This window comes from Geodermatophilus sp. URMC 61 (genome assembly GCF_052931555.1).
Window position 1 is genome coordinate 3,551,211 of sequence record NZ_JBRFHZ010000002.1, and the last position, 12,080, is coordinate 3,563,290.

A 12,080-nucleotide genomic window follows, 5' to 3' on the forward strand; every position below is an offset into this window, starting at 1 on the left:
GACCGCTCACCGGGGGTCGGGAGCGGACTCGCCCCCGGGCGCGTGCGTACCGGCGGTGGCGGCGTCGCCCAGCTCGGCGGCCTCGATCTCGGCAGCGGCGGCAGCGGCCACGTCCGGGGACAGCGCCGGGTCGTCGACGACGGCGACGTTCTCGGCCCTCGGCTCCGGCGTCACGTCGTTGTCGTCCTGCCGCTCACCGTCGGGGTTGTAGACGTCGGTGACGATCTCCTGCGCCTCCGCGTCCACCTCGCCGGAGGTCACGGCCGGCGAGGTGTCGCCACCGGGGCCGGTGGTCTCGCCCACGAAGGTCGCGCCCTGGTCACCGCCGCCGGCGGAGACCCCGGCCGCGCCGGCGTCGCCGCCCTGGCCCGGCTGCTCGCTCATCGCGTGCCGCCCGTCTCCTCGGCGTCGCCCGGGCTCTCGGCGTCGGCCGCGACGGTCCCGGTGGTGGCGTCCGCGTCGCCCGCGACGGTCGCGTCCGCGGCGGCGTCCGTGTCGACGGCCTCGGCGTCGGTGGCCACGGCGTCGGTGGTGTCGGTGGTGTCGCTGTCGGTGGTGCCGCTGTCGGCGGCTGTGGTGTCGGCGGCCTCGAGGGCGTCGGCGGTGACCTCACCGGCGGCGGACGCGGCACCGGCACCCGAGGCGGCACCGGCGAACCGGGTGCCGCGGGCGCGCTCGGCCTCGCCGACGGCCTGCTGGGCCACGGTCTGGCCCTCGACCAGTTCGATGACCGCCATGGGGGCGTTGTCGCCCTTGCGCGGGCCCACCTTGGTGATGCGGGTGTAGCCGCCCGGACGGTCCGCGAAGCGCGGCCCGATCTCGGCGAACAGCGTGTGGACGACGTCCTTGTCCCGGATCGTCGTCATCACCTGACGACGGGCGTGCAGGTCACCGCGCTTGGCGAAGGTCACCAGCTTCTCGGCCAGGGGACGCAGCCGCTTGGCCTTCGCCTCGGTGGTCGTGATCCGCCCGTGCTCGAACAGCGACGTGGCCAGGTTGGCCAGCATCAGCCGCTCGTGCGAAGGGGAACCGCCGAGACGGGGGCCCTTGGTGGGGGTGGGCATGTCGGTCCTTCCTCAGGCTGCCGGGCCGCGGTGCCGGCTGCGTTCCATGGTGGTGCTGACGTCTCGTGCGCTGCGCGCGGGTGGTGCCTCCGGGCCAGTGTGGCGGGCCCGGCAGCGGTGCCGGACGGCGGGTGACCCGCCGTCCGGCACGCGCTGTCAGAGCTGCTCGGTCTCCTGGTAGGAGCCGTCGTCGTACTGCGCCTGGTCGTAGCCGGCGGCGAACTCGCCGTGGCCCTGGTAGGCATCGGTCTCGTAGCCCTCGTCGTAGCTCTCGACCGAGGTGGGGATGAACCCGGGCGGGCTGTCCTTGAGCGCCAGGCCCATGGCCGCCAGCTTCATCTTGACCTCGTCGATGGACTTGGCCCCGAAGTTCCGGATGTCCAGCAGGTCCGCCTCGGAGCGGGTCACGAGCTCACCGACGGTGTGCACGCCCTCGCGCTTGAGGCAGTTGTAGGACCGGACGGTGAGGTCCATGTCCTCGATCGGCATCGAGAAGTTCGCGATGTCGGCGGCCTCGGCCGGGCTCGGCCCGACCTCGATGCCCTCGGCGTCGATGTTCAGCTCGCGCAGCAGGCCGAACAGCTCGACCAGGGTGGAGCCGGCGCTGGCGATCGCGTCACGCGGCGCGATCGAGGGCTTGGTCTCGACGTCGACGACCAGCCGGTCGAAGTCCGTCCGCTGCTCGACGCGGGTCGCCTCGACGGCGTAGGTGACCTTGAGGACCGGCGAGTAGATCGAGTCGACCGGGATGCGGCCGATCTCCTGGCCGGGCTGCTTGTTCTGCGGCGCCGGCACGTAGCCGCGGCCTCGCTCGACGACCAGCTCGATCTCCAGCCGGCCCTTGCCGTTCAGCGTGGCGATGTGCAGGTCGGGGTTGTGCACCTCGACACCGGCCGGCGGCGCGATGTCGGCGGCGGTGACCTCACCGGGGCCCTGCTTGCGCAGGTACATGGTCACCGGCTCGTCGGAGTCGGAGCTGACGACCAGGCCCTTGAGGTTGAGGATGATCTCGGTGACGTCCTCCTTGACACCCGGCACGGTGGTGAACTCGTGCAGGGTGCCCTCGATCCGGATGCTGGTGACCGCAGCGCCGGGGATCGAGGACAGGAGGGTGCGGCGCAGCGAGTTGCCGAGGGTGTAGCCGAAGCCGGGCTCCAGCGGCTCGATGACGAACCGCGAGCGCTGCTCGGAGATGGTCTCCTCGGTCAGCGTCGGACGCTGTGCGATGAGCATGGTGGTGTTCTCCTCGAGGTCCTCCGGCGCCCGCCATATGACGCCGTGAGGGGGTGGTGCTGGCTCCGGCGGACATCCGTCCGTCCGCCGGAGCCGGGTGGCCCCCTGCAGGGTCCCGCCGCGAGCTTGCGAGCGGCGGGCGGCAGGGGGTCCTTCTACTACTTGGAGTAGAGCTCGACGATCAGCTGCTCCTGGACCGGGGTGTCGATCACCTGGCGGGCCGGGACGCTGTGGACCAACACGCGCAGCTGGCTGCTGATGACCTCCAGCCACGGCGGCACGGGCCGCTCACCGGCGCGGGCCTGGGCGATCTGGAACGGCACCATCGCCTTGGACTTCTCGGCGACCTCGATGATGTCGTTCTCGCTCACGCGGTAGGACGGGATGTCCACCTTGCGGCCGTTCACGCGGATGTGGCCGTGGCGCACCAGCTGGCGGGCCATGTCGCGGGACTCGGCGAAGCCGGCCCGGTAGACCACGTTGTCCAGCCGCGACTCCAGGATCTGGAGCAGGACCTCACCGGTCTTGCCGGTCTTGCGGTTGGCCTCTTCGTAGTAGCCGCGGAACTGCTTCTCCAGGACGCCGTAGATGCGGCGCGCCTTCTGCTTCTCGCGCAGCTGCAGCAGGTACTCGCTGTCCTTGCTGCGACCCCGGCCGTGCTCGCCCGGCGGGTAGGGCCGGATCTCGATCGGGCACTTCGGGGACTCGCACTTGCTGCCCTTGAGGAACAGCTTCATCTTCTCGCGCCGGCACATCCGGCAGTCGGCTCCGGCGTAACGGGCCACGTCAGGTACTCCTCGTTCTTCTCGTCAGTGGCCGGTCAGACCCGGCGGCGCTTCTTCGGGCGGCAGCCGTTGTGCGGCTGCGGGGTGACGTCCTGGATCTGGCCGACCTCGAGACCGGTGGCCTGCAGGGACCGGATGGCCGTCTCACGACCCGAACCGGGGCCCTTGACGAAGACGTCGACCTTGCGCATGCCGTGCTCCTGCGCCTTGCGCGCGGCGTTCTCGGCGGCCATCTGCGCGGCGAACGGCGTGGACTTGCGCGAGCCCTTGAAGCCGACGTGGCCGGCGGAGGCCCAGCTGATCACGTTCCCGTTGGGGTCGGTGATCGACACGATCGTGTTGTTGAAGGTGCTCTTGATGTGCGCGGCGCCGTGGGCGACGTTCTTCTTCTCCTTGCGGCGGACCTTCTTGGCACCAGCCGCGGCGCGAGCCCTGGGAGGCATCTCTCTCCGGTTTCCTTCTGATCAGTGGCCAGATGAGCACGAGCGGCGCGTCGTCCCTCCCGCCCTCACGGGTCGTGCGACGACGCGCCTCACGGCTTACTTCTTGCCGGCCTTCTTCTTGCCGGCGATGGTCTTGCGCGGGCCCTTGCTCGAGCGCGCGTTGGTGCGGGTGCGCTGCCCGTGCACGGGCAGGCCGCGGCGGTGACGCAGGCCCTGGTAGCAGCCGATCTCCACCTTGCGGCGGATGTCGGCGGCCACCTCGCGGCGCAGGTCACCCTCGACGCGGAAGTGCTCGTCGATGTAGTCGCGCAGCTTCAGCAGGTCCTCGTCACCGAGGTCCCGGACGCGCAGGTCGGGGCTGACGCCCGTCGCGGCCAGGGTCTCCTTGGCGTGGGTCTTGCCGATGCCGTAGATGTAGGTGAGCGCGATCTCCATCCGCTTGTCGCGGGGGAGGTCGACGCCGGCCAGTCGTGCCATGTCCAGGTACTCCCTCAGCCCTGCCGCTGCTTGTGGCGGGCGTTGTCACAGATGACCATGACCCGGCCGTGCCGGCGGATCACCTTGCACTTGTCGCAGATCTTCTTCACCGACGGCTGGACCTTCACCGGTGCCGCCCCTCATTCCTGTCGATCGTGCGCCGAGCGCGCCAGCCCTGGGGCGCGCGCGCAGCGGCGGTTACTTGTACCGGTAGACGATGCGACCGCGGGTCAGGTCGTAGGGCGAGAGCTCCACGACCACGCGGTCCTCGGGCAGGATGCGGATGTAGTGCTGGCGCATCTTGCCGCTGATGTGGGCGAGCACCCGGTGCCCGTTCTGCAGCTCGACCCGGAACATCGCGTTGGGCAGCGGCTCGACGACGCGACCCTCGACCTCGATGGCCCCGTCCTTCTTCGCCATGCCCGACACGGCCTCCCTGACTCGGTGGTGCTGATGGGTGTCCCTCGTGCACTCGCGCCGGGACCCGGCGGGCGCACTCGGAGGTGTACAGAACGGGTGGTGCAGACGCTCCCGCGAGGGCGCCCCGGGTCGTACGGCCACAGCACGACAGCAGGGCGGCGCGAGCGCCATCGGCCACTGTACCCCGCCCCGGCGCGCCTCTCCAACCCGGCCTCCGGGGAGGACCCCGTGCTCCCCGCCACTCGCGAGAGGACCCCTCCCCCTCAGCCCTCGCCCGCGCGGGCCGGGTCTCCGGGGGGCCTCAGGTGCGCGGCGTGATGCCGAACGGCGCGAGGCCGGCGACGCCGCCGTCCTCCGCGGTGAGGACCCACGGGCCCTCGGGCGTGATGGCGACGGTGTGCTCGAAGTGGGCCGCGCGCGACCCGTCCTTGGTGACCACGGTCCAGCCGTCCTCGAGCTCGACCGTGGCCGGGTCGCCCACGGTGACCATCGGCTCGATGGCCAGCGCCAGCCCCGGCACCAGGCGCGGACCGCGCCCGGCCCGGCCGTAGTTGAGGACGTGCGGGTCCTGGTGCATCTCGGTGCCGATGCCGTGGCCGCCGTAGTGGTCGACGATCCCGTACGGGTGCGACTCGGCGGTGATCGTCTGCTCGACGGCGTGGCTGATGTCGGTCAGCCGGCCGCCGGCCAGCGCCCGGGCCAGACCTGCCCACATCGACCGCTCGGTCACGGCGATCAGCGCCGCGTCCTCGGCCGACGGCGGCCCCACGGTCACGGTGACCGCCGAGTCACCGTGCCAGCCCTTCAGGATGGCGCCGCAGTCGATGGAGATGTTGTCGCCCTCGGCCAGGGTGCGGCCCGGGTCCGGGATGCCGTGCACGATCTCGTCGTTGATCGACGCGCAGATGCTGCCGGTGAAGCCGTGGTAGCCCAGGAAGGACGGCACGGCGCCGGCGCTGCGGATGTGGTCCTCGGCGATGGCGTCCAGCTCACCAGTGGTGACACCGGGCCGGACGGCGGCGCGGACGGCGGCGATGGCCCCCGCCACGACGAGGCCCGCACCGCGCATGAGCTCGATCTCGTGCGGCGTCTTGATCTGGATCATCCGTCCACTCCACTTCGCCAGCAGCGGGATCCGGTCGAGGATCCCCGCGGCCGTCATCTGCGCCGCCTGCTCTCAGCCCGCGACCGGCCCGTCGGGACGCCTGTCCCCACAGGCCTCCAGCGCACCCATCGCCCGCTCGGTGATCTCCTCGATCGCCCCGATGGCGTCGATGCGGGTCAGCAGCCTCTCGGACTCGTACCAACCCGACAGCGGGGCGGTCTGTTCCCGGTAGACCTGCAGCCGGTGCCGCACGGTCTCCGGCTTGTCGTCGTCCCGCTGCACCCACTCGCCGTCGACGAGCACCCGGCGGCCGGAGAGCCGGCGCACCAGCTCGTCCTCCTCCACGACCATCTCGAGCACGCAGTCGAGGGTCTGACCCAGCTCCCGCAGGGAGTCGCGCAGCTGCTCGGCCTGGGCGATCGTCCGGGGGAAGCCGTCGAGCAGGAACCCGCCCTTGGCGTCGGGCTCGGCCAGCCGGTCCTTGACCATGGCCACGGTGATCTCGTCGGGGACGAGGTCGCCGGCGTCCATGTAGCCCTTGGCCCGCAGCCCGAGTTCGGTCTTGCCGCTCACGTTGGCGCGGAAGATGTCACCGGTCGAGATGGCCGGGACCCCGAGCCGGTCGGCGATGATCTGCGCCTGGGTCCCCTTGCCCGCTCCGGGAGGGCCCAGCAGCACGACGCGCACTACTTCAGGAACCCTTCGTAGTTGCGCTGGTTGAGTTGCGTCTCGATCTGCTTCACCGTCTCCAACCCCACTCCGACCATGATCAGCACCGCGGTGCCACCGAACGGGAAGTTCTGGTTCTGTCCCTCCTGCGTGATGGAGAGGAACAGGTTGGGCAACACTGCCACCAGCCCGAGGTAGATCGACCCCGGCAGGGTGATCCTGGACAGCACGTACTGCAGGTACTCGGCGGTGGGCCGGCCGGGGCGGATGCCCGGGATGAAGCCGCCGTAGCGCTTCATGTCCTCGGCCCGTTCCTCCGGGTTGAACGTGATCGACACGTAGAAGTACGTGAAGAAGACGATCAGGCCGAAGTAGATCGCGATGTGCACCGGGCTGCTCTGGTCGATGACGTAGTTCTCGAAGAACTGGCGCACCGGCCCGGTCTCGTCGCCCTGCAGCTGGGTGATCAGCTGGGGCAGGTAGAGCAGCGACGAGGCGAAGATGACCGGGATGACACCGGCCTGGTTGACCTTCAGCGGCAGGTAGGTCGACGTCCCGCCGTACATGCGGCGGCCCACCATGCGCTTGGCGTACTGCACCGGGATGCGCCGCTGGGCCTGCTCGACGTAGACCACCGAGCCGATGACCACCAGGGCGAGGAGGCAGACCAGCGTGAAGACGACGCCGCCGCGGGTCTGCAGGATCGCGCCGCCCTCGGCGGGGATCCGGGCGGCGATCGAGGTGAAGATCAGCACGGACATGCCGTTGCCGATCCCCTTCTCGGTCAGGAGCTCGCCCAGCCACATGATCACGGCGGTGCCGGCCGTCAGGGCGACCACCAGGACGATCGTCGTCCAGATGGAGTCCGACGGGATGATGTCCTGCGAGCACCCCGGGAAGAGCTGGCCGCTGCGGGCCAGGGCGATGATGCCGGTGCTCTGCAGGACCGCGAGGGCGATCGTCAGGTAGCGGGTGTACTGGGTCAGCTTCTGCTGGCCGGACTGCCCTTCCTTCTTCAGCTGCTCGAAGCGCGGGATGACCACGACCAGCAGCTGCACGATGATGCTCGCGGTGATGTACGGCATGATGCCGAGCGCGAAGACCGACAGCCGCAGGAGTGCACCGCCGGAGAAGAGGTTCACCAACGAGTAGAGGTCCCGCTGGTCGGAGGCCTGGGCCTGCTCGAGACAGCTGTTGATCGCCTCCACCGAGACGCCCGGCCCCGGGATGGCGGCCCCCAGGCGGTACACGGCGATGATCGCCAGGGAGAACAGCAGCTTGCGCCGGAGGTCTGGCGTCCGGAACGCCGCGGCGAACGCCTGCAGCACGTGCCCTCCCCTGCTCGGTCGGATGAGGTTAGCAACGGCGGGCCCGACGGTCCGCAGCACCCGTCGGTACGGGCACGGCGCGGTGTCGTCGTCCGCCGGCCGGCCGGCGCTGGTGCAGCGGGCCGGGCAGCAGACGACCCCCGGGGCGCTCGTGCGTCCCGGGGGTCGTCAGCGATCAGATGCGGGTGGTGCTGCCCCCGGCCGCGCTGATCTTCTCGGCGGCGGACGCGGAGAAGGCGTGCGCGTGCACGTGCACCTGGACACCGCCCAGGTCGCCGGTGCCGAGGACCTTCACCGGCTGGCCACGGCGCACCGCGCCGGCCTCGGCGAGGGAGTCGGGGTTCACCGAGCCACCCTGGGGGAACAGGGCCGCGATCCGGTCGAGGTTGACGACCTGGAAGACGACCTTGTTCGGGTTCTTGAAGCCCGAGAGCTTGGGCAGCCGCATGTGCAGCGGCGTCTGCCCGCCCTCGAAGCGCGCGGAGGTGTTCCCGCGCGCGCCGGTGCCCTTGGTGCCGCGACCGGCGGTCTTGCCCTTGGAGCCCTCACCGCGACCCACGCGGGTCTTGGGGGTGTGGGCGCCGGGGGCCGGACGCAGGTGGTGGACCTTGAGAGTCATGTGATGTCCCTGCTCAGCTGATCTCTTCGACGGTGACCAGGTGCGGCACCGTCGCGACCATCCCGCGGATCTCGGGACGGTCCTCCTGGACGACCGAGTCGTTGACCCGCTTGAGGCCCAGCGAACGCAGCGTCTGGCGCTGGTTGGGCTTGGTGCCGATCGCCGACCGGATCTGGGTGACCTTCAGCTGCGCCATCTCAGACCCCCTGGCCCGCCCGCGCCCGCAGCATGGCGGCAGGCGCGACGTCCTCGAGCGGCAGACCGCGGCGTGCCGCGATCTCCTCGGGACGGACGAGCTCCTTCAGCGCCTGCATGGTCGCGTGCACGATGTTGATCGGGTTCGACGACCCGAGGCTCTTGGAGAGCACGTCGTGGATGCCGGCGCACTCCAGCACGGCACGCACCGGGCCACCGGCGATGACACCGGTACCGGGGCTGGCCGGCTTGAGCAGCACCACGCCGGCCGCCGCCTCACCCTGCACGGGGTGCGGGATGGTGCTGGCGATGCGCGGCACCTTGTAGAAGTGCTTCTTGGCCTCCTCGACGCCCTTGGCGATCGCCGCGGGCACCTCCTTGGCCTTGCCGTAGCCGACGCCCACGGTGCCGTCGCCGTCGCCCACGATCACCAGAGCGGTGAAGCTGAAGCGCCGACCACCCTTGACGACCTTGGACACGCGGTTGATGGCCACCACGCGCTCGATGAAGTTGCTCTTCTCGGCAGGCGCGCCGCCGGGCCCCCGCCCGCCGTCACGACGGTCGCGGCGGTCGTTGCCGCCGCCGGCGCCGCCGCCGCGTCGCTGTGGTCCTGGCATCAGACGTCCCTCTCGATCTGCTGGTTCGCGGTGTAGCTCATCAGAAGTCCAGCCCACCCTCGCGGGCGCCGTCCGCCAGCGCCGCGATGCGGCCCTGGTAGCGGTTACCGCCCCGGTCGAACACGACCGCGGTGATGCCGGCGGCCTTGGCGCGCTCGGCCACCAGGGCGCCGACCCGGCGGGCCAGCGTGGACTTGTCGCCCTCGGCGCTGCGCAGGCTGGCGTCCAGCGTCGAGGCACTGACCAGGGTACGGCCGACGGTGTCGTCGACGACCTGGACGTGGATGTGCCGCGAGCTGCGGTTGACCACCAGACGCGGGCGCTCCGGGGTGCCCGCCACGCGCTTGCGCAGCCGGGTGTGCCGGCGCAGCCGGGAGACCCGCCGCGCGGTGCTGACGTCGGTGCCCACGGGCTTGTGCACCCGAGCACCGCTCTTCTCGGTCTGTGCCATCACTTACCCGTCTTCCCGACCTTGCGCTTGACGACCTCGCCCTGGTAGCGCACGCCCTTGCCCTTGTACGGGTCCGGACGGCGCAGTCCACGGATGTTGGCCGCGACCTGGCCCACCAGCTGCTTGTCGATCCCGTCCACCCGCAGGCGGGTCGGGGACTCGACCGTGAAGGTGATGCCCTCGGGGGCTCTCACCGGCACCGGGTGGCTGTAGCCCAGGGCGAACTCGAGGTCCGACCCGCGGGCCTGCACGCGGTACCCGACGCCGACGATCTCGAGGGTCTTGGCGTAGCCCTCGGTGACGCCGGTGATCATGTTGGCGATGAGCGTGCGCGACAGCCCGTGCAGGGCCCGGCTCTCCCGCTCGTCGTCAGGGCGCTGCACCTGCAGCGTGCCGTCCTCGCCGCGCTCGACGGTGATCGGCGAGGCGACGGTGTGGGACAGGGTCCCCTTGGGGCCCTTCACGCTGACCGTCTGACCGTCGATGGCGACGTCCACGCCACCCGGCACGGGAATCGGGAGTCGTCCGATCCGTGACATCTCACTCGCTCCCTTACCAGACGTAGGCGAGGACTTCCCCGCCCACGCCCTTCTTGTTCGCCTGCCGGTCGGTCAGCAGCCCGGTCGAGGTGGAGATGATGGCCACCCCGAGGCCGCCGAGGACCTTCGGCAGCGCGTTGGACTTGGCGTACACCCGCAGACCGGGCTTGGAGACGCGCCGGACGCCGGCGATGCTCCGCTCACGGTTGGGGCCGTACTTGAGGTCCACCACCAGCTCCTTGCGGGTGGTGCCGTCCTTCTCGACCTCGTTGACGGTCCAGCCGGCGATGTACCCCTCCTGCTGGAGGATCTCGGCGATGTGCGTCTTCAGCTTGGACGACGGCATGGTCGTGGAGTCCTGGTACGCCTGGTTGGCGTTCCGGATCCGCGTCAGCATGTCCGCGATCGGGTCGGTCATCGTCATGTCAGGTGGTGCCTCTCTCGCCGCGGTTCCTCTGGCGCTGGGTCTCGGGGACTTGGCGCCGGGCCTCTCGGCGATCGGTGGTGCCTGGTGAGTGGATGGAACGGCCCGGCTGCAGGGCCCCGCGGCGCGCGAAGCGCGTCGTGGGGGGCAGCCGGGTCCTTTACCAGCTGGACTTGCTGACGCCCGGGAGCTCGCCGGCGTGCGCCATCTCCCGCAGGCAGATCCGGCACAGGCCGAACTTGCGGAAGACCGAGTGCGGGCGACCGCACCGCTGGCACCGGGTGTAGCCGCGGACCGCGAACTTCGGCTTGCGGGCCGCCTTGTTGATCAAGGCCTTCTTGGCCATGTGGGTGTCTCCTCCCCCGGCTCAGCGGGTGGTGGTGACGACGGGCTGGCCGGCGAACGGGAAGCCCAGCAGGCGGAGGAGCTCGCGACCCTCCTCGTCGTTCGTGGCGGTGGTGACCAGCGTGATGTCCATGCCGCGCGGACGGTCGATCTTGTCGACGTCGATCTCGCGGAACATCGACTGCTCGGTCAGGCCGAACGTGTAGTTGCCGTGACCGTCGAACTGCTTGGCGTTGAGACCGCGGAAGTCACGGATGCGGGGCAGGGCCAGCGACAGCAGCCGGTCCAGGAACTCCCACATGCGGTCGCCGCGCAGGGTGACCTTCGCGCCGATCGGCATGCCCTCGCGCAGCTTGAACTGCGCGATCGACTTGCGGGCCCGGACGACGGCCGGCTTCTGCCCGGTGATGGCGGTCAGGTCGCGGACCGCGCCGTCCATCAGCTTGGCGTCACGGGTGGCCTCGCCGACGCCCATGTTGACGACGATCTTCGTCAGCCGCGGGATCTGCATGACGTTCTCGTAGCCGAACTCGTCCTGCAGCGCCGGGACGATCTCGTCGCGGTAGCGGGCGAGCATGCGGGGCAGCTCACGGGTGGGTGCACTCATGGCGTCAGAGGTCCTTACCGGTGCGCCGCGAGACCCGGATGCTGCGGCCTTCCTCGTCCTTGCGGTAGCCGACCCGGGTCGGCTTGTCCTCGGAGTCGATCACCATCACGTTGCTCACGTGGATGGGAGCCTCCTGCGTGACGATCCCCCCCGACTGGGCACCACGCTGGTTGGAGCTGATCCGGGTGTGCTTCTTGACCCGGCCGACGCCCTCCACGAGGACCTTCTGCAGCTTCGGGTAGGCGGCGATCACCCGGCCCTTGGCGCCCTTGTCCTTGCCGGACAGCACCACGACGGTGTCGCCCTTCTTCACCTTCATCGACGGCGCCTTGGCCGTCGTGTCCTTCTTCGCAGCCATGGTCACAGCACCTCCGGAGCGAGCGAGATGATCCGCATGAAGCGCTTGTCGCGGAGCTCACGGCCCACCGGGCCGAAGATGCGCGTACCGCGCGGGTCGCCGCTGTCGCGGATGATGACGGCGGCGTTCTCGTCGAAGCGGATGTAGGAGCCGTCCGGACGACGACGCTCCTTCACCGTGCGGACGACGACGGCCTTGACGACGTCGCCGCGCTTGACCCCCGCACCGGGCAGCGCGTCCTTGACGGTGGCGACGATGACGTCACCGATGCCCGCGTAGCGTCGCCCCGACCCGCCGAGCACCCGGATGCAGAGGATCTCCTTCGCACCGGTGTTGTCGGCGACCCGTAGTCGCGACTCCTGCTGGATCACGTCCTTACTCCCTGATCTCAGTTGTGACAG

21 protein-coding genes are annotated in these 12,080 nt (G+C 70.4%); all 21 read right to left on the reverse strand.

Annotation, left to right across the window (positions count from 1 at the left end; translation table 11 throughout):
- Positions 1–6: 6 nt before the first annotated feature.
- Entirely contained in the window at positions 7–384 is a 378-nt protein-coding gene (locus tag ACU610_RS16485) for a hypothetical protein (RefSeq protein ID WP_446768791.1), read from the reverse strand.
- Positions 381–1,064, reverse strand: a complete 684-nt coding sequence (rplQ, locus tag ACU610_RS16490) for a 50S ribosomal protein L17 (protein WP_446768792.1) — start codon at positions 1,062–1,064, stop codon at positions 381–383. Before rplQ ends, ACU610_RS16485 begins: the two co-directional genes overlap by 4 nt.
- 156 nt (positions 1,065–1,220) lie before the next feature.
- Positions 1,221–2,297: a DNA-directed RNA polymerase subunit alpha gene (locus tag ACU610_RS16495; protein WP_446768793.1), complete on the reverse strand. Its 1,077-nt coding sequence runs from the start codon at positions 2,295–2,297 to the stop codon at positions 1,221–1,223.
- Positions 2,298–2,455: 158 nt separating this feature from the next.
- Positions 2,456–3,082 (reverse strand): 30S ribosomal protein S4, encoded by a 627-nt coding sequence (gene rpsD / locus ACU610_RS16500; protein ID WP_446768794.1) that lies wholly within the window; start codon positions 3,080–3,082, stop codon positions 2,456–2,458.
- A gap of 35 nt (positions 3,083–3,117) precedes the next feature.
- The gene (gene rpsK, locus ACU610_RS16505; protein WP_014377968.1) at positions 3,118–3,525 is read right to left on the reverse strand and encodes a 30S ribosomal protein S11; all 408 of its coding nucleotides are present in this window, start codon (positions 3,523–3,525) and stop codon (positions 3,118–3,120) included.
- 96 nt (positions 3,526–3,621) lie between these two features.
- Positions 3,622–4,002, reverse strand: coding sequence for a 30S ribosomal protein S13 (rpsM, locus tag ACU610_RS16510; RefSeq protein WP_072919093.1), 381 nt, complete (start codon positions 4,000–4,002; stop codon positions 3,622–3,624).
- A gap of 14 nt (positions 4,003–4,016) precedes the next feature.
- On the reverse strand, positions 4,017–4,130 hold the full coding sequence (rpmJ, locus tag ACU610_RS16515; RefSeq protein ID WP_012950458.1) for a 50S ribosomal protein L36: 114 nt from the start codon (positions 4,128–4,130) through the stop codon (positions 4,017–4,019).
- Positions 4,131–4,200: 70 nt separating this feature from the next.
- Positions 4,201–4,422: a translation initiation factor IF-1 gene (infA, locus tag ACU610_RS16520; RefSeq protein ID WP_012950459.1), complete on the reverse strand. Its 222-nt coding sequence runs from the start codon at positions 4,420–4,422 to the stop codon at positions 4,201–4,203.
- 301 nt (positions 4,423–4,723) lie between these two features.
- Positions 4,724–5,584, reverse strand: a complete 861-nt coding sequence (gene map, locus ACU610_RS16525) for a type I methionyl aminopeptidase (protein ID WP_446768795.1) — start codon at positions 5,582–5,584, stop codon at positions 4,724–4,726.
- A 15-nt stretch (positions 5,585–5,599) separates the two neighbouring features.
- Entirely contained in the window at positions 5,600–6,205 is a 606-nt protein-coding gene (locus ACU610_RS16530; RefSeq protein WP_446768796.1) for an adenylate kinase, read from the reverse strand.
- Positions 6,206–6,213: 8 nt separating this feature from the next.
- Positions 6,214–7,524, reverse strand: coding sequence for a preprotein translocase subunit SecY (secY, locus tag ACU610_RS16535; protein ID WP_446768797.1), 1,311 nt, complete (start codon positions 7,522–7,524; stop codon positions 6,214–6,216).
- A 175-nt stretch (positions 7,525–7,699) separates the two neighbouring features.
- Entirely contained in the window at positions 7,700–8,143 is a 444-nt protein-coding gene (gene rplO / locus ACU610_RS16540) for a 50S ribosomal protein L15 (RefSeq protein ID WP_446768798.1), read from the reverse strand.
- A 13-nt stretch (positions 8,144–8,156) separates the two neighbouring features.
- Entirely contained in the window at positions 8,157–8,339 is a 183-nt protein-coding gene (rpmD, locus tag ACU610_RS16545; protein WP_012950464.1) for a 50S ribosomal protein L30, read from the reverse strand.
- Between the two features lies 1 nt (position 8,340).
- Positions 8,341–8,955, reverse strand: coding sequence for a 30S ribosomal protein S5 (gene rpsE, locus ACU610_RS16550; protein WP_012950465.1), 615 nt, complete (start codon positions 8,953–8,955; stop codon positions 8,341–8,343).
- Between the two features lie 40 nt (positions 8,956–8,995).
- On the reverse strand, positions 8,996–9,406 hold the full coding sequence (rplR, locus tag ACU610_RS16555) for a 50S ribosomal protein L18 (RefSeq protein ID WP_091213395.1): 411 nt from the start codon (positions 9,404–9,406) through the stop codon (positions 8,996–8,998).
- The gene (gene rplF, locus ACU610_RS16560) at positions 9,406–9,945 is read right to left on the reverse strand and encodes a 50S ribosomal protein L6 (protein ID WP_446768799.1); all 540 of its coding nucleotides are present in this window, start codon (positions 9,943–9,945) and stop codon (positions 9,406–9,408) included. The genes rplR and rplF overlap by 1 nt, the downstream gene beginning before the upstream one ends.
- A 13-nt stretch (positions 9,946–9,958) precedes the next feature.
- Positions 9,959–10,363, reverse strand: a complete 405-nt coding sequence (gene rpsH, locus ACU610_RS16565) for a 30S ribosomal protein S8 (RefSeq protein WP_446768800.1) — start codon at positions 10,361–10,363, stop codon at positions 9,959–9,961.
- A 166-nt stretch (positions 10,364–10,529) separates the two neighbouring features.
- On the reverse strand, positions 10,530–10,715 hold the full coding sequence (locus ACU610_RS16570; RefSeq protein ID WP_012950469.1) for a type Z 30S ribosomal protein S14: 186 nt from the start codon (positions 10,713–10,715) through the stop codon (positions 10,530–10,532).
- Positions 10,716–10,736: 21 nt separating this feature from the next.
- Positions 10,737–11,321, reverse strand: a complete 585-nt coding sequence (gene rplE, locus ACU610_RS16575; RefSeq protein WP_446768801.1) for a 50S ribosomal protein L5 — start codon at positions 11,319–11,321, stop codon at positions 10,737–10,739.
- A gap of 4 nt (positions 11,322–11,325) precedes the next feature.
- Positions 11,326–11,679, reverse strand: coding sequence for a 50S ribosomal protein L24 (rplX, locus tag ACU610_RS16580; RefSeq protein ID WP_425284244.1), 354 nt, complete (start codon positions 11,677–11,679; stop codon positions 11,326–11,328).
- A gap of 2 nt (positions 11,680–11,681) precedes the next feature.
- On the reverse strand, positions 11,682–12,050 hold the full coding sequence (gene rplN, locus ACU610_RS16585; protein WP_012950472.1) for a 50S ribosomal protein L14: 369 nt from the start codon (positions 12,048–12,050) through the stop codon (positions 11,682–11,684).
- Positions 12,051–12,080 lie beyond the last annotated feature (30 nt).

Coding starts and splice junctions, on each gene's coding strand:
- ACU610_RS16485 (WP_446768791.1), bottom strand. CDS start 384: ATGAGCGAGCAGCCGGGCCAGGGCGGCGACGCCGGCGCGGCCGGGGTC.
- rplQ (WP_446768792.1), bottom strand. CDS start 1,064: ATGCCCACCCCCACCAAGGGCCCCCGTCTCGGCGGTTCCCCTTCGCAC.
- ACU610_RS16495 (WP_446768793.1), bottom strand. CDS start 2,297: ATGCTCATCGCACAGCGTCCGACGCTGACCGAGGAGACCATCTCCGAG.
- rpsK (WP_014377968.1), bottom strand. CDS start 3,525: ATGCCTCCCAGGGCTCGCGCCGCGGCTGGTGCCAAGAAGGTCCGCCGC.
- rpsM (WP_072919093.1), bottom strand. CDS start 4,002: ATGGCACGACTGGCCGGCGTCGACCTCCCCCGCGACAAGCGGATGGAG.
- infA (WP_012950459.1), bottom strand. CDS start 4,422: ATGGCGAAGAAGGACGGGGCCATCGAGGTCGAGGGTCGCGTCGTCGAG.
- map (WP_446768795.1), bottom strand. CDS start 5,584: ATGACGGCCGCGGGGATCCTCGACCGGATCCCGCTGCTGGCGAAGTGG.
- rplO (WP_446768798.1), bottom strand. CDS start 8,143: ATGACTCTCAAGGTCCACCACCTGCGTCCGGCCCCCGGCGCCCACACC.
- rpmD (WP_012950464.1), bottom strand. CDS start 8,339: ATGGCGCAGCTGAAGGTCACCCAGATCCGGTCGGCGATCGGCACCAAG.
- rpsE (WP_012950465.1), bottom strand. CDS start 8,955: ATGCCAGGACCACAGCGACGCGGCGGCGGCGCCGGCGGCGGCAACGAC.
- rplR (WP_091213395.1), bottom strand. CDS start 9,406: ATGGCACAGACCGAGAAGAGCGGTGCTCGGGTGCACAAGCCCGTGGGC.
- rplF (WP_446768799.1), bottom strand. CDS start 9,945: ATGTCACGGATCGGACGACTCCCGATTCCCGTGCCGGGTGGCGTGGAC.
- rpsH (WP_446768800.1), bottom strand. CDS start 10,363: ATGACCGACCCGATCGCGGACATGCTGACGCGGATCCGGAACGCCAAC.
- ACU610_RS16570 (WP_012950469.1), bottom strand. CDS start 10,715: ATGGCCAAGAAGGCCTTGATCAACAAGGCGGCCCGCAAGCCGAAGTTC.
- rplE (WP_446768801.1), bottom strand. CDS start 11,321: ATGAGTGCACCCACCCGTGAGCTGCCCCGCATGCTCGCCCGCTACCGC.
- rplX (WP_425284244.1), bottom strand. CDS start 11,679: ATGGCTGCGAAGAAGGACACGACGGCCAAGGCGCCGTCGATGAAGGTG.